The 18,151-nt window shown below is 64.1% G+C and carries 14 protein-coding genes; 2 read left to right on the top strand and 12 right to left on the bottom strand.

Going from position 1 to position 18,151, the window contains the following annotated elements:
• The first annotated feature begins 30 nt into the window (after positions 1 to 30).
• Positions 31 to 1,680 carry a M24 family metallopeptidase gene (locus AC239G_RS01300; protein ID WP_139467843.1) on the top strand — a complete coding sequence of 550 codons (1,650 nt, stop codon included), beginning with the start codon at positions 31 to 33 and terminating at the stop codon, positions 1,678 to 1,680.
• Between the two features lie 222 nt (positions 1,681 to 1,902).
• Here AC239G_RS01300 and AC239G_RS01305 read toward each other — a convergent pair whose 3' ends face one another.
• The 3 genes from AC239G_RS01305 to AC239G_RS01315 form a co-directional block, all read right to left on the bottom strand.
• The gene (locus AC239G_RS01305) at positions 1,903 to 4,062 is read right to left on the bottom strand and encodes an aldehyde dehydrogenase family protein (RefSeq protein WP_446656382.1); all 2,160 of its coding nucleotides are present in this window, start codon (positions 4,060 to 4,062) and stop codon (positions 1,903 to 1,905) included.
• A gap of 109 nt (positions 4,063 to 4,171) precedes the next feature.
• The gene (gene kdgD / locus AC239G_RS01310) at positions 4,172 to 5,119 is read right to left on the bottom strand and encodes a 5-dehydro-4-deoxyglucarate dehydratase (RefSeq protein ID WP_139467845.1); all 948 of its coding nucleotides are present in this window, start codon (positions 5,117 to 5,119) and stop codon (positions 4,172 to 4,174) included.
• A gap of 100 nt (positions 5,120 to 5,219) precedes the next feature.
• Positions 5,220 to 6,104 (bottom strand): LysR family transcriptional regulator, encoded by an 885-nt coding sequence (locus AC239G_RS01315; RefSeq protein ID WP_487489612.1) that lies wholly within the window; start codon positions 6,102 to 6,104, stop codon positions 5,220 to 5,222.
• Between the two features lie 199 nt (positions 6,105 to 6,303).
• Between AC239G_RS01315 and AC239G_RS01320 the strand changes: the two genes are divergently transcribed.
• The gene (locus AC239G_RS01320; RefSeq protein WP_139467847.1) at positions 6,304 to 7,101 is read left to right on the top strand and encodes an IclR family transcriptional regulator; all 798 of its coding nucleotides are present in this window, start codon (positions 6,304 to 6,306) and stop codon (positions 7,099 to 7,101) included.
• 73 nt (positions 7,102 to 7,174) lie between these two features.
• Here AC239G_RS01320 and AC239G_RS01325 read toward each other — a convergent pair whose 3' ends face one another.
• The 9 genes from AC239G_RS01325 to AC239G_RS01365 form a co-directional block, all read right to left on the bottom strand.
• The gene (locus AC239G_RS01325) at positions 7,175 to 8,107 is read right to left on the bottom strand and encodes a beta/alpha barrel domain-containing protein (RefSeq protein ID WP_139467848.1); all 933 of its coding nucleotides are present in this window, start codon (positions 8,105 to 8,107) and stop codon (positions 7,175 to 7,177) included.
• A gap of 10 nt (positions 8,108 to 8,117) precedes the next feature.
• Positions 8,118 to 9,422, bottom strand: a complete 1,305-nt coding sequence (locus AC239G_RS01330) for a CaiB/BaiF CoA transferase family protein (protein WP_139467894.1) — start codon at positions 9,420 to 9,422, stop codon at positions 8,118 to 8,120.
• Positions 9,423 to 9,471: 49 nt separating this feature from the next.
• Positions 9,472 to 10,953 (bottom strand): GntP family permease, encoded by a 1,482-nt coding sequence (locus tag AC239G_RS01335; RefSeq protein ID WP_172172731.1) that lies wholly within the window; start codon positions 10,951 to 10,953, stop codon positions 9,472 to 9,474.
• Positions 10,954 to 11,197: 244 nt separating this feature from the next.
• Positions 11,198 to 12,271, bottom strand: coding sequence for an alcohol dehydrogenase catalytic domain-containing protein (locus AC239G_RS01340; RefSeq protein ID WP_487489613.1), 1,074 nt, complete (start codon positions 12,269 to 12,271; stop codon positions 11,198 to 11,200).
• Positions 12,268 to 12,960, bottom strand: a complete 693-nt coding sequence (locus AC239G_RS01345) for a phosphonatase-like hydrolase (RefSeq protein ID WP_487489614.1) — start codon at positions 12,958 to 12,960, stop codon at positions 12,268 to 12,270. Before AC239G_RS01345 ends, AC239G_RS01340 begins: the two co-directional genes overlap by 4 nt.
• A gap of 111 nt (positions 12,961 to 13,071) precedes the next feature.
• The gene (gene phnE / locus AC239G_RS01350; protein WP_487489615.1) at positions 13,072 to 14,751 is read right to left on the bottom strand and encodes a phosphonate ABC transporter, permease protein PhnE; all 1,680 of its coding nucleotides are present in this window, start codon (positions 14,749 to 14,751) and stop codon (positions 13,072 to 13,074) included.
• Positions 14,748 to 15,665 (bottom strand): phosphonate ABC transporter ATP-binding protein, encoded by a 918-nt coding sequence (gene phnC / locus AC239G_RS01355; protein ID WP_487489616.1) that lies wholly within the window; start codon positions 15,663 to 15,665, stop codon positions 14,748 to 14,750. The genes phnE and phnC overlap by 4 nt, the downstream gene beginning before the upstream one ends.
• Positions 15,666 to 15,676: 11 nt before the next feature.
• Entirely contained in the window at positions 15,677 to 16,681 is a 1,005-nt protein-coding gene (locus AC239G_RS01360) for a phosphate/phosphite/phosphonate ABC transporter substrate-binding protein (protein ID WP_487489617.1), read from the bottom strand.
• A gap of 249 nt (positions 16,682 to 16,930) precedes the next feature.
• Positions 16,931 to 18,046: a TIGR03364 family FAD-dependent oxidoreductase gene (locus AC239G_RS01365; RefSeq protein ID WP_487489618.1), complete on the bottom strand. Its 1,116-nt coding sequence runs from the start codon at positions 18,044 to 18,046 to the stop codon at positions 16,931 to 16,933.
• Between the last annotated feature and the right edge of the window lie 105 nt (positions 18,047 to 18,151).

The raw sequence follows: 18,151 nt of genomic DNA on the forward strand, positions 1-18,151 counted from the left end.
TCTCAAGGAAGATATGGAGTTGGAAACGCAATGATCAAACTGACAACCGACAAGACGCGTCTGGCAGATTCGTTCGGACTAGATGCCCAGAAGAGCCTTCTGTTCTCTGCGATTCGCCTTGATTCGAGCCCTCTGGTTGCACCGATCATCGCCGACACGACCGACGGTGAAGTGCTGCTTGTTCGCCAGCAGGAGCAGGGAAACGCCCTGTCCGCCGGGGTACCGAAGGAGCGGATGAGATTCTATGCGCCGTGGGTGACGATCGATCCCCGAATTGTTGCCGATACACCAGCCTCAGCATCACTCTCGACATTGGTTGAGGAGCTCGCAGAAGGGGATCAGGTCGGTCTCGACTCCGGTGTTGTCATGAAGCACTACTCGACGTTGTCGAAGAGCCTCGATGTCGTCGCCGACAAGCAGCCGACGACTCCGGTGGTCGCCTATGAGATCGACACCGCAGCGGTTCTTGAGCGCTTCTCTCGCTGGCGTGAGCTCGGAGCGGAGACTGCGACGCGGCTCATCGACGACGTCGAACATCTTGACGGACTGGACAAGGAGATCCAGTCGCAGACCGACACACGCTATTCGGCGCTGCAGTCGATGGCGAAGGACCGCGGTCTCGACGCCGTCATCATCGCCGCTCCGCCGAACTTCAGCGAGGTCGTCGGAACTCAGCAGAGCGAAGATCAACTGGCGGTTTGGTCAACGCAGGACGAGAAACTCTACGTTCTCGCCCCGGAGACCGCGCACGGTGTGACCGGCACTCCTATCGGCCGCTTCGCCGGACTTGGTGCGGCAGCTGTGGCACTGGCTCATGGCAATCAGATCGGCGTTGAGGAGGAGTGGATCGCAACCGGTCTGGCACTCGAACTCGAAGCCGAAGGCGCCGTCCTCAATGAGTTGTCGACCGCTCTTGGTCACTGGCGCGATATTCGTGACCACGAAGACCTCGGGTTCCAGATCGTTGCTGCCAGGTGCAGCGTCTTCGCCATCGAAGAGGCTCTGAAATGGGCGGAGGAGTCGTTGGCGGCGGGGCTTGAGTTCACCGAGCTCGACATCTACGCGCGCTATGTGGACAAGATCGTCGAATTTCGCACGGACAACGTGATTCCTTTTGCGATCGAACCGTACTTCACCAACTTGCACTCCTCGAACAGAATGCTGTTTCCCGGACCTCCCGTCGATTTCCCGATCAACGATGACACGAAGTGCATCCAACTCGACGCCGGTGTGCGGATCACCTTTGACGGGATCACTGTGGCGACCTCCGATATGGCACGGTCGCTTCCGCGTACCGATAGTGCCAAAGAGGCCTATGAGTTCTTCTTCGACGTGGTCCGTGAGGGAATCATCGGCCAGTTGCGTCCCGGAGTCGTGTGCGAGGATGTCCATCAGGGGACATTGGACTACTTGGCGCCCCACCTCGACAGGATGATCGAGATCGGCATGCTCGGTGCAGACGTGGATTTCAACACGGAATACCGGAAGCGCAATGTCGGGCACCTCATGGGCAAGCAGGAGTCATTCGCCAACGAGCTGCGTCCCGGCTACAAGCACGTCTTGGAGGTCGGTTCCTTCGGCGCCGCGGAGATCCCGTGGCGGTACGGCAATGTGGCGATCGGCACTGAGGACCTCTGGTTCATCGGGTCGGACCGTACCTATATTCTCTCCAAGCGCTGAGGCGGGACCTCTCCACTTCGATGTGTCACACGCAGGACGCTCAACTCCTTACAGGTTGAACGGGGCGGACATTCCCACAAGGGAGTGTCCGCCCCGTTGCGTAGATTGAAACCAGCAGAAGAGTGAGATGCAGTTACCTTATGGTCAGCAGGGAATTGAAAGCGGTCCGGTCGTTGAATCGACCGGACCGCTCTGCGTTTGTGCTGTCAGCTTGGCAGCTGATCAGCTGGGGCGGAGTTCACCTGGACTCTTGAGCTTGACCACGGCTTCGATCTCAACCGGTGAGTTCGCAGGGAGACGCGGGACTCCCAGAGCAGTGCGTGCATGACGGCCTGCGTCTCCCAGAGCATCGACAAGGAGTTTGGAGGCCCCTTCAGCGACGACGGGGTGCTTACTGAAGTCTGTCGGACTGGCCACATAGACGTTGAGTTTGGCGATGCCCTCGACATTGTCGAGGCTGAGGTTCGTCTCCAGCTGGGCAATGAGATTCACCGCGCACAGCTGAGCTGCCGCAATTCCGTCCTCTATGCTCAGATCCTCACCGACGACTCCCTGGACCGGTACTTCTCCGCCTTGTTTGGCAATCTGCCCGGACACGAAGGCCAACTGGCCGGCGACGGTCACCGTCTCGTAGCTGTAGCTGGCGGGATTGGCTTCGGGAAGGTCGAATCCGAGTTCATTGAGACGGTGGCGCACGCCGTCTGCGAAGGATTTCGCCGAGACAGCTGCGTCGGTAGCGGCCGAGGCATCGCCACGCTGTGCTGCAGAGTATCGACCATCGAGCACCCGGGCCACCGCCCAAGGATTGGCGTCCTGGAGGACCGGATGAAGAATGGCCAGCGGGACGTTCTGGTAGGCGACCGGGCGGAGGAACCTGTCGATCGCAGTTGCACCCACCGAAGTGGTCTGCGGAGCTGACGTCGCTGGAAACGGTCCACCATGGATCATCGCATGGCCGACATCGACTCCTGTCGGCCAACCGTTGACGATGATCCGTCCGACGGTGAGTTCCAGCGCGCGCACAAGCGCGTCGGCCACCTCGGTGTCGTGTTCACCCATCTGCAGTGTCGCAGTCAGCTGTCCTTCGAGCTCTGCTACGACATGCTCCAGCTCATCAGTCGAGTGATAGCGCACGACGAGGGCAGCGGAACCGAAGATCTCATTCTGCAGTTCCTTGTTCGACGCGAAGTCCTGGATCGAGGTCGTGAACACGCGGGGCCCGGGCGCGTTGAGCGTCTCCCCATCCGCCCCCTGAGCCAGAGATGAGACGCCCGGCTGTGCTGAAAGCTGGTCGATTCCACTCTGCCAGGCTGCGGCTATGGAGGGAGTGAGCATCGTTTGACCCTTCGCCGCGTTGAATTCCTCAGCAATGCGAGCCGTCAGAGCATCTCCACGGTCGCCGTTGGGAACGAAGAGAATTCCAGGGGAGGTGCACAACTGACCGGAGGAACCGGTCACTGCTCCGAAAAAGCCTTGGGCCACCTCGGCGACGTCATCGGCAATGGCGCCTGGCAGGACGAACACGGGATTGATTGAACTCATCTCGGCATAGACAGGGATCGGTGTGGGTCGAGCCGCGGTGGCGGCCGACAATGCCAGTCCGGCAGCCCTGGAACCGGTGAATCCTACGGCCGTGATTCGCCGGTCCGTGGCTAGCTGCTGCCCGACCTCGGAGCCAGCCCCATAGACGAGTGAAAAGACGCCCGGGTGAAGCCCGCTGTCGCGAACGGCACGAGTGATGGCGGCACCGACCAGTTCGTTGGTCCCGGGGTGGGCATTATGGGCCTTGACGATGACCGGGCATCCGGCAGCAAGTGCGGAAGCGGTGTCACCGCCTGCGGTTGAGAAAGCAAGGGGAAAGTTGCTCGCGCCGAAGACAGCGACGGGGCCCAGAGGAACCTTGCGCTGACGAATATCGGGGCGCGGCAGCGGTGCGCGGTCCGGGAGCGCGGGATCAATGCGCACGCCGTGGGCGTCACCGAGCCGAACGACCGATGCGAACAGGCGCAGCTGGTTGGAGGTTCTGGTGATCTCGCCATTCAGGCGCCCCGCAGGAAGTCCGGTCTCCAGAACGGCCCGGTCGACGATGCGCCGCGCGTCAGACTCGATATTGGCTGCGATTCTCTCGAGAAAGGTTGCGCGGATCTCCGGCGAAGTGCCGCGGTACGAAGGGAACGCATCGTGGGCCTCGGCGATGGCTGCGGATACCTGCTCCTCGGTGAGCAGCGTGTATTCGGGATCTAAGGTCTCACCTGTCGCCGGATTGATTGCACGGCTGGTCTCCCCCTGTCCTGGCGTCTTCGTGCCGGCCACAATTGATGTGCCGGAAAGTGATGTGTCGACGTCCGAGTCGGTCGTCGCGGTAGTGAACTGCGTCGTCATAAGTGACCTCTATTCCTGATAGCGATGTCGGCGCCGACCGGCTCAAGCCGATCGGCGCCGATCTGTGGGTGTGGCTGTCTCAGCCGCGGATTCGTGGCGGACTGAACGTTCAGGCGACCGCGGACGCGGTGCGGTCGAGTCGGATGCCGGCAGCGGACATAACTTGTTCGAGATCCTGCAGGTCTGCCTCGGTGAGGTTCTGCAAGGGTGGCCGGACCGGCCCGCAGTCGCGGCCGATGACTTTGAGGCCGCCCTTGACGATGGAGACGCCGTAGCCGGCCACTCGTTCGCGGATCTTCGAGTAGGGCAGGACGAAGGAGTTGAGCTTCTCTGTCACGGCGGCGCGGTCCTGTTTGCGCACCGCATCGTAGAAGTCGAGGGCGAATTCGGGTGCGAAGTTGAACATGGCGGATGAGTAGGTGCTCATTCCGAGCTGCAGCAATGGCAGTGCATAGACTTCGGCGGTCGGAAGTCCGCCGAGGTAGAAGAGGCGGTCGCCGGTGCGGGCGTAGACCTTCGTCAGCTGCTCGATGTCGCCGAGGGCGTCCTTGAAGCCGATGAAATTCTCATGGGTGTCGGCGAGGCGCTCAACGGTCTCGGGCGAGTAGATCGCATTTGCCCGGTTGTAGACGATGACGCCGATCTTGGTTGCTTTGCAGATGGCGGATACGTGCTCGAAGAGGCCGTCTTGGCTGCATTCAGTGAGGTAGGGAGGAAGGGCCAGAAGGCCCTCTGCTCCGGCTTCCTCGGCGTCGATCGCATTCTGCACGGCGTGTGCAGTGGCACCCCCTGCCGAAGCAAGGACCGGCACTTCAGTACGTGAGTTTGAAACTGCCAAGCCCACGACCTGTTTCGCTTCCGGGGGAGTGAGGCTGAATCCCTCGCCGGTTCCGCCAGCGGCGAAGAGTCCTGCGACGTCGAAGCTCGACTGCCAGGTGATGTGGTCGGAATAGGCGTCGGCGTCGAGGGACAGGTCTGCGTTGAATGCTGTCGCGGGGAAGGAGAGGAGTCCGTCCTTGAGGTGGTCGGCGAGTTCTTGAGGTTGGTAATTGGCCACGGAATGACGTCCTTTTTAGTCGGGATAGTGATCCCACTGTAAGAACGAGGAATAATTCCTGTCCAAGATTATTTATATATGCATTGATGCCCAGAAGGTATTATCTTAATTCTCTGCGAATCAATGCGAGGACTTCCTTGAGTGCCGGGTTGCGGGACTCCGGATTCCAGATCGCATGAAGTTCGACGACATCGCGTGGAGCGTCGTGGAGCGGCACATATGTGACACCGTCGACGCCGAGGCGAGCAGCTGATTCCGAGACGACGGCGATGCCGCGACCAGCAGCGACGAGATTGACGATGGTCAGGATCTGGCTCAGCGAATGAGCCACCTCATTGGCTTCGACATCGATGTAGCGAACGGTGAGATCGTAGAAGTATCGAGCCCTCGTGGCATCGTGCATGAGCAGTCGCTGACCGGAGATCTCCTTTGTGCCCACAGAGTCACGTGCGGCGAACGCATGGTCCGAAGGGACTGCCAGTACGAGCTGCTCAGACAGGACCAGGGTCGCGTCGATGGTTTCGGGAATGCGGCCCACTCGCCCCAGGCCGATGTCGATCTTGCCCTCAGACAAGGCCTTGATCTGTTCTCCCGTAACCATCTCGGCGATCTCGACGCTTATGCCCGGCAGCTGTTCTGCCAGGGTCGAGACCAGACTGCCGAGGACGCCGAACGTCGAGACCGCAGTGCACCCGATGGTGATCTGACCCCAGGAGCCCTCGGCGATCTTCTGTGCTCGCCGCGGGGCACGCTCGACGGAGGCGAGCAGACCGTATGCCTCAGCGAGGAAGGCCTCACCTGCCGGCGTAAGTGTGACGGTGCGATTGTTGCGTTCGAAGAGGTGGACACCGATCGATTTCTCCAGCTTCTGGATCTGCCGGCTCAACGGTGGCTGGGTCATATTCAGCTCTTCAGCGGCGCGTCCGAAGTGAAGGTTTTCGGCCACCGCGATGAAGCCGGTGATCTGTGCCAAGGTGAACTGCATCGCTCGCTCGTTTTCTTTCGTGGGCCACGGCCTGTGCTGTTCAGCAGTGTATCGGGCGTGCGGCACCTCGCTTTCAGTTGTCGGCAACTCCCTCCGCGCTACCCGACGGCGGCCCAGATACCTCGCGCGAGGTATCTGGGCCGCCGTCACGTAGTTCTGGGCGGGGCACGTTGAGTCCATCGCGACTAAGCTGGCAAACATGACCGATGCGGACAAGCAAGCCGGGCGTCAGAACCAACTTCTGGTGCTCGGGAAGATTTCTGCGATCCTCGACGCCTTCTCGCTGCGTGCTCCGGAACGGACGCTCACTGATATCCGCGACGCGACTGGCTTGCCGGCATCGACCGTCCAACGACTTGTCGCCAACCTCGTCGAGCAGGGGTTCCTCGAGAAGACTGAGGACAAGTACCGGATCGGCATGCGGATGGCCTTCTGGGCGGCCCCGGCCACGACTGGGCGGGATGAACACGATGTCGTCATCCCGGTGCTCAGGGAGCTGCGGGATCTTACTGGGGAATCGGCTGTGCTGTTCCGGCGGGAAGGCGACTACCGAGTGTGCATCGGCCTGGCCGAGACCCGGCATGCGCTGCGCCGGGAGCTGCATGTTGGGAAGATGATGCCCTTGCATGTCGGCTCGGCCTCACGGGTCCTGCTCGCATGGGATCCTGAAGCGATGGAGCAGCTGCTCGATGCCACGCTCGACCCGCTCACGGATGCGACGATCACCTCGCCGGACGAATTGCGTCAAGTGGTCGCGCAGACGAAAGCTGACGGGTTCGCCATCACCATTGGCGAACGCGAATCGGGCGCATCGGGACTCTCGGCGCCGGTCTTCGATGCCAGAGCGAGGATCACCTCGGCGGTCTCCATCAACGGTCCTGTCTTTCGGATGCCCCGCGAGGTCTGCGAGGAATGGATCGAACCTGTCGTCGACGCGGCCGAACGGATCACTCGGCTCCTCGGCGGACGCTTCCCCGGCGAGGCCGCGGAATCCTGATCGTCGGCCGCGGATATTCCGCAGTCCGAATGCACCGGTTCGTCTACGACCTCTATTGGCCAATCCTTCGCAATCAGGTCGTAGGGATCACCCAGGGAAAGGCCTCCGCCTTGGAGCGGGCGCCCTGTGCAGCCTTTGATCGCGGTTCTTCACCGAGTTCAGTGGTGATCGATTCCGAAAGCTCGACGAGGTCGGCGAACGTCCCCGGCGTCAGCCATTCAGGACGAGTGGCGAAGAGCAAGTCCTCGCTCGAAGTATTGCCGCTGGCACCCGGAGCAAACGGGCATCCGCCGAGTCCGCCGAGAGCTCCATCGAGGACTGCGGCACCGGCAGAAGCGGCCACGAGACTGTTGGCGACTCCCAAACCCCATGTGTCGTGGCCGTGGAAGACGACCCGGCGGTCTCTGTTCGTCTCGGCTGCGGCAGCGATGAGCGACGACACCTGGGCCGGCACGGCCTGACCCAGTGTGTCGCAGATGACGATGTCGTCGGCGTCGATCGCGCGCGGATCGCGGGCAATGGCCAGTACCCGTTGCGGGTCGACTTCGCCGTCGAACGGGCAGGTGAACGACGTCGCCAGGCACAGTTGGATGCGTCCGCCCGCGGACCTGACGATGTCGAAGCTCTCGGGGAAGGCAGACATGCTGGTCTCCGTGTCGCGGCCGATGTTTGCCTTGTTGTGAGCGTCGGACACGGACAGACAGTACTGGATGTTGGTGATGCCGGCGTCGACGGCCCGTCGGACCTGACCGGGAGTGGCCACCCAGATCCAGCAGTGGGCGAGTTCGTCCTCGGTGAGCGCCTCGACGACTTCGAGCGTGTTGGCCATCGGCGGTACGAGGTCGGGGCGGGCCATGGAACCGAGCTCGATCTCCTCGACGCCGGCGGAGATGAGAGCTCTGACGACGGCAACCTTGCGTTCGGTGCTCAGCAACTTTCCCGTGAGCTGGAGCCCGTCGCGCAATGTGACGTCGCGGAGGATGGGAGTTGTGGAAGCGGCGGTCAAGGGAACTCCTTCAGTCCTTCTTCGTGGCCATGCGGATGTCGGCGGTGCTCATTCCAAGGCGGTCGCCGAGGATCTCCTCAGTGTGCGCGCCGAGGTCGGGCCCGAGCGTACGGATCGGCAGAGACCTCTCGCCGATTACAGGGACGATTCCAGGGAATCCCACCTCGGTGAGCGTCTCCTCGCCGGTCGACACCTCGCGGTACTGAATCATGTCGCGCGCGATGAATTGGGGCTCGTTGACGATGTCCGCGGCTGTGTGGATGGCTCCGGCCGGGACGCCGGCGGCATCGAGAGTGTTGAGTGCGTCGGACACGGTGCGGGTGAGGGTCCACGCTCCGATTGCGGCGTCGAGGTCGTCCCGGCGGTTCCACCGTCCAGCGTTGGTCTGAAGGTCGGGGTCCTCGGCGAGATCCGGCCGGTCGATGGCTTCCATATACCGTTTGAAGATTCCGTCTCCATTGCCCGCGACGACGATGGAGCCGCCGTCGCCGCACAGATAAGCGTTCGATGGGGCGATGCCCTCCATCCGTCCGCCGGTGCGCTCGCGTTCAGTTCCATAGGCGCTGTAGTCAGGGACGAGGGATTCGAGCATGGAGAACATCGCCTCGTGCAATGCGACGTCGACCATCCGGTTGGGTGCGGCTGAGCGGCTGGCGGGTTCCGCATCGGACGTCTGGTCTGGTCCAGTGGTGGCGTGGTGTTGTGCATCGCGGAGTGCGAGGCGTTGGAATAGGGAAATGGCGGTGCCGAAAGCGGCGTAGAGTCCGGCGATGGAGTCGCCGATTGAGACTCCGACCCGGACCGGAGCGCGGTCGGGGTCGCCGACGAGGTTGCGGAATCCGCTGAAGGCCTCGGCGACGGCGGCGAAGCCCGGGCGCTCGGCGAGCGGACCGGTCTGTCCGAAGGCAGAAATGCGCGTGATGATGATGTCCGGATTGACCGCGTGCAGGACGTCAGGTCCGATCCCCCAACGCTCAAGCGTGCCCGGACGGAAGTTCTCGAGAAGGACATCGGAGTCGCGGACGAGATCGAGGATCGCCTGGCGGCCGATTTCCGAGCGAAGGTCAAGTTCCACGGACTTCTTGTTGCGATTTATCGTCCGGTAGAGCATGGACACACTGCCCTTCTGCAGCCGCCAATTGCGCAGTTCGTCCCCGGTGTGCGGGCGCTCGATCTTGATCACTTCGGCGCCGAAGTCTGCGAGGAGGCGCCCAGTGGTGGGAGCGGCAATGTAGTTGCCGAGTTCGATGACACGCACACCTTCCAGGGGAAGTGGCGCCTCGGATTGTGAAGTGGTCGTCAGGAGCGTGGGCATGTCCCCGGGAGTGGGGGCGGCAGCAGTCAAGGGGAATCCTTTCGGTGGTTCAGATGAACAGGCTCAGGGCCAGGACGCAGATGAGAGCGACGACGGAAGCGATGGAGAGTGAGACGGTGACGGTCTTCAGGGCTCCGCGGACTGTCTGGCCGAGGAGGGTCTGCAGCAGCCAGAAGGTATTCGAGGTGACGTGGATGATGAACAGTGAACCGGCGCCGGCCGCGAGGGCGATGAGCACAGGGTCGAGTCCGATGCTCGGTGCCACGGGAGCGAGGAGCCCGGCGGCGGTGATCGCCGAGAGAGTGACGGAGCCGACGGCCACGTGGAGGATTGCGGCGATGCCCCAGACGACGAGGAGAGGAGCCACGGTACTCGCAGAGAAGACCTCTCCGAGAATGTCGCCCATGCCGGCTTCGGTGACCACAGCGGCCAGGGAGCCGCCGACCCCGGTGAGGAGAAGGATTTGGCCGCTCTCCCGGAAGCCGCTGGTGACGGCATCTTCGATGCCTTCGCGTCCGATGCAGAAGTGCGCAACGACCATAGTTCCGAGGAGCCCGATGAGCAGAGCGATGTTGGGCTCGCCGAAGAAGAGGACCCAACCGGGCGTGAATCCGGCGATGTCGGCCACCGCGCCACCGGCGATGAAGAACAGGGCCAGCAGCAACGGACCGAAGAGCAGCCACAGTGGTGGTTGATGGGTTGACGTCGACTCGGCCGTCGCGGTCATGACGGCACCGCCTTCATCGGCGGGACGGGAAGGGTCATCAGGCTGTGACGATGTCCTGGCGGCACCTGATGATGCACCAGCCGAAGAGCGGGCTCCTGCGGTGGACGTCCCAGCCGCAGAACCGGCGGTTGAGGTCGCCTCCGCCAGTTCCTTCTCGACTTCTTGTTCGTCTCGTTCCTCCTTCCACCAGCCCCGGCGGAAGAGGAATGAGGTGATGAAGATGGTGAGGAGGACGGTGGGCACGACGACGAGCAGACCGAAGACGAGCATCTTGCCCAGGGGGACGCCGAGGAGTCCGGCGAGGGCGAGTGCGCCGACGCCGGGGACGGTGAAGACGATGCCGCACTCTAGACCGACGGCCATTGCGACGGCCATCTTCGGAGTTCCGAAGCGACCGATCCTGTGTCCGACGCGTTTGGCCAACGGTGCAGTGATGACGAGAAGGACATCGACGAAGATCGACTGCAACACAGTTCCGACCGCAGTCCCCAGCGCATAGGGGATGCCGCGGGAGCCGAAAATGCGGAGCAGCCCATCGACGAGGCGGGAAATCGCTCCGGTGGCGTTGAGGATCGATCCCATCAGGATGCCGAAGGCGATGAGAAGTCCGAGGTCGACCATGATGTCGCCGAAACCCTTGGTGATCGTCTCGACGGTCTTCTCCACTCCCATCCTTGTGATGAGGCCGAGGTAGAGCGAACCGATGACGAGGGAAATGACTGGATTGACCTTGAAGCGCACGATCAATACAACAGTGGCGACAACCGCGATGGCTGTATTGACGATGATGGCGACGTCGGACATCAACACTCCTATGTGTGTGTGCGTGAGTCATTGCTGACTCACGATATGAGTTCAAACTCACAATGTCAATATTGCGGGAGACCGCTGGAGCGTCGATCCATTAGAGGAGACCCCGGGTCGCCATGCAGTACCTGGTCCCCGGCTGGACCTTCGACGCCAAGAAGCCCTGCCTAGTGAGGTAATTACTACCCGACGGCGGCCCAGCAACCTCGCGCGAGGTATCTGGGCCGCCGTCAGGTAGCAATTAGAGGGAGACTATCGTGCGGAGGGCTTTTGGCGGGGACGCGAATTCCTGGGGCAAGTCAGCCAAGGGGATCGGGCCGCCGAGGATGTCCTTCCACGGCAGAGCAGCCCCGTCGGCTGCCAAGAAGTCCACGGCCTCGGCCAGGTGGTGAGGTTCGAAATTGTGGACTCCGGTGATCGTGCGCCATCCGCGCACCATCTGCTCGGGATCGATCGACACCTGCGGCCCCGGCGTCACGCTGCCGGCGAGGACCACAACGCCCCCGACACCCAACGGCGAAATGCAGGAGCGCACCCCTGACTCGGCACCCGAGAGCTCGAGAGCGACCTCGACATCAGCGATCTCCTCACCTGGTTCAACGGACCGCGTCGCCCCCGCCCGGTCGGCCAGAGAGCGGCGGTCCGGGTGCGGATCGGCGGCGACGACCTCGGCCGCACCGCGGGCCAGAGCGGCTCCGACCGCGGTCAACCCGAGCATCCCGATGCCATTGACGAACACCCGTCGTCCCCGCAGGTCACCGGCTGCTTCACACATCGCCATGACGGTGGCCACGGCGCATCCCGCGGTCGCCGCCACCCCGTCGGGCAGCGAATCCGGCACCGGGACCATCGCCACCCCGGCCGGCAGGTGGATATGGCTGGCGTAGGTGCCCGACAGCGCCCAATCCGACTCGGCCGATTCGTGGCCGACCTTGCGCACCGAGCTGCATTTCGCGCTCAGCCCGCGCCGACAGTTCCGGCACTGACCGCACACCGAGGTGACCGAGAAGACCACGCGAGTGCCGACGGGCACATCCCCGCGCGTCTCCTCGACGATGCCGACGCCCTCGTGGCCGAGTACCGAGGGGCATGCCCCCGACCGACGTCCGCTGACGGTGTGCCGATCGGACCCGCACACCGTCGCCGCGGTCAGCCGGATGAGGCTCTCGCCCGGTGCCAGCTGCGGCCGGTCGAACGTGCGGAGCTCGAATTCCGAGCCTCCCGTCCACACCTGGGCAAACGGCTGAGCGGTCGCGCGGCCACGATCGGCCGCCTCGGTGCCGGTCATCGTCGAATCGGGGACGGTCGATTTCACTTCGCGACCACCGCAGCTTCCTGCTCGGCGAGGACCGCGGGCAGATCCGCCACGGAATCGAGGACGAGGTGCGCGCCCTCGGCCGCGAAATCCTCTCGGCTCAGGTGCCCGGTGAGCACGCCCACGGCTGTGACCTCGGCGTTGAGTGCCGATTCGATATCCGCCGAGGTGTCTCCCACGCTGACGACGGCAGCGCGGTCGGTGACCCCGACCGTGTCCATGACCTTGTTGATCAGGTCCGGCGCCGGACGTCCGGCGGGCACTTCGTCGCCGGTGACCGCGACGTCGAAGGTCTCACCCGGCGCCCAGCCCATGGTGGAGAAGATGAGGACGGCGATCTCGCGGGAGAACCCGGTGGTCAGGCCCACCTTGATCCCACGCTCACGCAGGGTCGACAGGGCCTCCTCGATTCCGGGCAGCGGACGCGGAGGATTCTTGGTGTAGGTCTCGCGCAGCTCGGCACGGAACCAATGCCAAGCCCGCTCGTGGACCTCCTCGGTGACCTCGATTCCGCCGAGGCGAAGCAGATTCTCGATCGCCCAGTGCTTCTCCGTGCCCATCCACTTCTGGAAGACCTCATCGGAGTAGTCTGCGCCCTCTCGTTCGGTGGCCTCGCGCAGCACGCGGTAGACCTCGTCCCGTTCGTCGATGGTGGTTCCGGCCATGTCGAAGACGGCAAGTTCAGTCATGTCGATTCTCTTTCTCTTGCGGTGGTGCCCACGCGAGTTCGTGGGCTCTGCTTCGTCCGCTTGGTCGGCGGACGGAAACTTCGGTGGGCGGGTGGACTTGATTGCGCAGGCTCAGCGCACGGCTCGGCGCAGCCACATGGACAGGGCCTCGACTGCGAGGACGACGGCGACCATGAAGATGAGCACCATCGTCACGACATCGAACTGGTTGACCCGCGAGGCGTTGAGCAGCAGGAATCCGATGCCTCCGGCGCCGACGACGCCGAGCAGCGTGGCCGAGCGGATGTTCGTGTCGAGCAGGTACATGATGTGGGCGACGAATGCCGGTGCCGCCTGCCGCAGAGTGGCGGAGAAGAACACCTGCGCCTCGCCGGCTCCGGTGGCCCGCATCGCCTCCTGGACCTGGAGGTCCGTCTCCTCGATGGAGTCGGCGATGAGCTTCGAGAGCAGGCCGATCGCGCCGATGGACAGCGCCAGTGTTCCGGCCACCTCGCCGAGTCCGGAGATGACGACGAAGATGATCGCGAGGATGAGCTCGGGGATGCCGCGGACGATGACGACGAGGACGCGGAACGTCTCGTGCACCGCCTGGTTCGCCACGACGTTGCGGGCGGCGAGGATGCCGATGGGCACCGCGAGGATCGCCCCGATGAACGTCGCCGCCAGTGAGATCTGGATGGTGACGAGCAGCTGTTCGACGAGGTTGGTAAGCGTCCCGCCGGTCGACGGCGGGAAGAACAGGGCCACGGTCTGCGGCAGGTCGAGCAGACCCGCGGCCAGGGCCGACCATGACACGTCCACCCGCCACAGGGCGGCGATGGTGAGAACGATGAGCACCGCCGCCGAGGCGAAACGACGGAACCGCGCCACGCTCCACGGTGGGGTGAGCGTGAGATCGCCGACCCCGGTGGCCCGACCCCGGTTGAATATCCGGTCGACCCAGGTGCCGCCGGTGATCTTCGCCCCCGTCGAGGCCATGAGCGCGGCCCGGATGGAGCCGGAGACGAGTTCGATGACGATGCACAGGACGAGCACGATGACCGCCAGCGCCATCCCGCGCTGGTAGTCCAAGGTGCGCAGGGAGTCCGCGATGGCCAGGCCGATTCCGCCGACGCCGACATAGCCGAGCAGCACCGAGGTGCGCAGGTTGATGTCGAAGCGGTGCAGAGCCGTGGCGATGAGCTGCGGCATGAGCGTCTGCGGGATCGCGGTGAGGATCTGCTGGGAGCGGCTGCCGCCGACGGCTTCGATCGATTCGCGGGGTCCGTCGTCGAGCTCTTCGATGGCATCGGCGTAGAGCTTGCCGATCATCCCCACCGAATGGATGCCCATGGCGATGATGCCGGCCGTGGCGCCGAGGCCGAACATCCGAAGGAACACGATGGCGAGCACGAGGTCGGGAATCGCTCTGGCGAGGACGATGAGGGTGCGCGCCGTCCACTGCGAACCGCGCCCCATCCGGGTGGGGCGAGCGGCGAAGAGGGCGACGGGGATCGAAAGCACGACGGAGAGCAGAGTCGCCAGGAACACGATCGCCAAGGTCTCGACGACAAGCGAGACGGTCTCACCGAACGCCGGGAAGTCGAGCGGGACGATGCGGGAGAAGAACCGCACGGCATTGTCGAACGACGAGGCGATCGTGGCGATGTCGATCCCGAGCGACCACACCGACCAGGCACCGGCGACGGCGAGGCCGATGAGCACGATGACGGCGACGGCGGAGTTCCCCGACGGGCGGGGACGCCGCGGTTCGACGACGGCGGGAGCCTCTCGGTCGAGCACGAGACTCATCGGGTGGCTCCCACCCGGGCGCCCGCCTCGGTGCCGGACGTCGCGGTCTGCGATCCGGCAGTGGTCGCACCGGCTCGCTCGCTCGCCTCGGTGGCGGTGTCCATTCCGGACACGCTCGAGTAGATCTGGGAGGCCTCCTCGGCGCTGAGCCCGGCGGTCTTGCGGTCGAGGACGACCCGACCGGTGCGCAGACCGATGATCCGGTCGGCGAAATCGATGGCCAGCTGCACCTGGTGCAGTGAGGCGATGACGGTGAGGTCATCCTCGGCGGAGATCTGCCGCAGCAGGTCGATGACGTCGCGGGCCGATACCGGGTCGAGGGAGGCGACCGGTTCATCGGCGAGCAGCACCTTCGGGTGCTGCATGAGTGCGCGGGCGATCGCGACCCGCTGCTGCTGACCGCCCGAGAGCGTATCGGCACGTTGGTAGGCGCGGTCGGCCAGACCGACGCGGTCGAGCTTCTCGAGGGCTTCGCGGCGGATGGCCTTCGGGTACATCATCAGGGTGATGCGCGGTCCGCGCAGCGATCCGAGCGCCCCGGCGCAGACGTTCTCGAGCACGGACATCGGGCCGACGAGGTTGAACGACTGGAAGATGACGCCGATGTCGCGGCGCACGGCCTTCAGCTCCGAGCGGCGCAGCCGGTCCATGTCCTCACCGAGGACGCGCACCTTCCCCGAGGTGGGGGTGTGCAGTCCGTTGATATGGCGCAGGAGGGTGGATTTGCCCGAGCCGGAGAGGCCGAGGAGGACGCTGATTCCGCCGGTGCGAAAACCCAGGTTGACGTCGTCGAGGCCGAGGACTCCGCCGCCGAAGTCCTTCGTCACATGGTCGAGTTGGACGGAATAGATGGAGTCGATCTCCTTCTGGAGTTCCGGTGTGGTCGGGCGGGGAATGGTGTGTGAGTGTGTCATGGTCATCCTTCTCAGCCGATGTTCTTGCAGGCGTCGGCCTGGGTGGCGTCGCAGATGTCGCGGATCGAATCGAAGTCCGAATCGGAGACTTCCTTGTAGCCGTACGTGATCTCTTCGGGCAGGACGCAGTCGTCCTCGGAGTCGCAGATTCCGGCCTCGACCATCGCCGGGACGTTGGCCTTCTCGCGCAGGATGTTGGTGATCTTCGCGGCCGTATCGGCGTCGAGGGAGTCGTTATTCACCGCGATCGGGTCCTCGGTGATCGGGTCTGATTCCCAAATGGGTTCGAGGCTGCCCTTGTCGACCTGGCCGGACTTCTCGAGGGTGGCGAGCATGGCGTCGTGGGCGAAGGCGACATCGCAGTCACCGGAGTTCAGCGACAACAGCGAGGCGTCGTGGCCGCCGGACATCACCGGTTCGAGGTCCTTGTCGATGTCGATGCCTTCGTCCTGGAGTCCCTTCATCGGCACGAGGTAGCCGGAGGTGGAGGCGGCATCGACGAAGCAGACCTTCTTGCCCTTGAGGTCCTTCATGTCCTTGACGTCGGAGCCCTTCTTCACATACGCCAGCGAGGTGTAGGCAGGATCCTTGGCTTTGTCGTTCGTCGGTGCCGCGGCCGGTTCGATGTTGATGCCCGAGTCCTTGGCGATGACGTAGGCGAAAGGCCCGAAGGAAGCGGCGTCGATCTGGCCGGCGCGCATGCCTTCGACGACGGCGGCGTAGTCCGAGGCGTTCTGGAATTCGACCTTCTTGCCGGTCTCTTCTTCGAGCAGCTTCGTGACGTTCTCGAAGGAGGACTCGAGCGTCGAGGAGGATTCGGCGGGGACGGCGGCGAAGGTGATCGTACCGTCGCCGTTTCCTCCGGAGCTGCCGCAGGCGGCGAGCAGAGGCAGGGCGAGGAGACCGGCGGTGAAGGTCCGGACCGCTGTGGAGCGGAGGAGGGAGGTCATGGTCATGGCGAATGGCCTTTCGGAGAGCAGTGCGGCAGAGGCGCTGAGGTGATCGTTCGCATTCATCGTGCCGAGATCACCGGCGAATGTCTATACAAGTAGAGGCAGTTCACCGATTGGACATGACAACTTCACGGTCGGTTCGGAGTTACCCCGACGTATCGTGGCGGCGGTCACTGAAATGGTCGGGTGGGTGCGGCCGGGCGTCGCATCTCTGAGGGCAGCGAATCGGCCCCGAGGTGGTCGCGCGGATGGGCGCGACCACCTCGGGGCCGGTTGGGTTTGTCGGTGTCAGGGCGGGGAAGGGGAGTGGCCTCAGATGTCGGCGGTGCCGCCGGAGAGGATGAGGTCGGCGATGCCGAACGACAGGGTCATTCCGATCCCCGAGGCGACGACGGCGACGGTCGTGCGTTCGTCCGGGCGCTCGAGGACGAGGTTCGTCGTCGGGCTGTCGGCGTACATTCCTAGCCACCGCTGCAGCACCCGCGGGCTCTCGATCCCGAGCATCGAGGTGGCCCGATCGAGCAGCAGTGCGCCGATCTTCTCGTCGATGAAGGGTTCCGGGCTGAGGTCGTAGGCGTGTGAATCGCCGATGAGCAGGCCCTGCGGGATGTCGGTGACCATGAGGTTCACGATGCAGCCGCGAAGCTCCGGTTCCCGTTCGTCGAGGTCGTGGCGCAGCGCCTCGGCGCCGGGCATCGCCGCGAACCCGTCGTAGCGGGCCAGGGAGGTGCCGGTGAGCATCGCGAAGCCGGTCGGAATGTGCTGCGGGGCCTCGATGAGCGACATGACGAGCGAGCAGATGCGGATCTCGTGGGATTCGGCGATCTCGGGGAAGAGGCTGGTCAGCTGATAGCCGGGGCAGACGACGACCTGCTCGGCGTGGAAGTTCCCGCGTGTCGTCGACACGGTGCCGTCGGCCACCGCGGTGACGTGCGTGTTCCAGGTGAATTCCACGCCCTGGCCGGCCAGCCATGCGGCGATTCTCGGGGCGGCCTGTCGCGGGTCGACGCGCATGTCCTGCGGCAGATGTGCGCCGCCGATGGCCGGGAGGTCGGGGTTGCCGACCGCCTCGACGATCGCCTCCGGGTCGAGCAGTCGAACTTGGTCGGGGCCGCGATGGGCGGCGAACTGCTCGAGGACGGTCAGCTCGGCCTCGGTCATGGCCGGGATGAAGGTTCCGGTCTCGGCGGCCCAGAGTCCCGTGGCGGCCGCGGCGTCGAGCCAGCCCTCGCGGGCCTTCGAGGCGATCGGCTGCGCGGCATCGGACTGGCCGGTGAAGCAGGCGTGGCCGAAGTTCTGGATGGACGAGCCCACGGGGCGGTCGGAACGGTCGATGATGTGGACGCTGCGGCCCTGTCGGCGGGCGAGGAATGCGGTGGCCAGGCCGAGGATGCCTGAGCCGGTGATGATGAGATTTGTTGTCGGCATTCCCTCATATTCGTGCGGTTGTCGGATAAGATGAAGATATGTATGTACAAGTTTGATGTCTGTTCACCTGAATGTGACATTCGGACTTCGTTGAGCCATGCCGAG

The sequence above is a fragment of the Brevibacterium sp. Lmc1 genome (assembly GCF_057654315.1).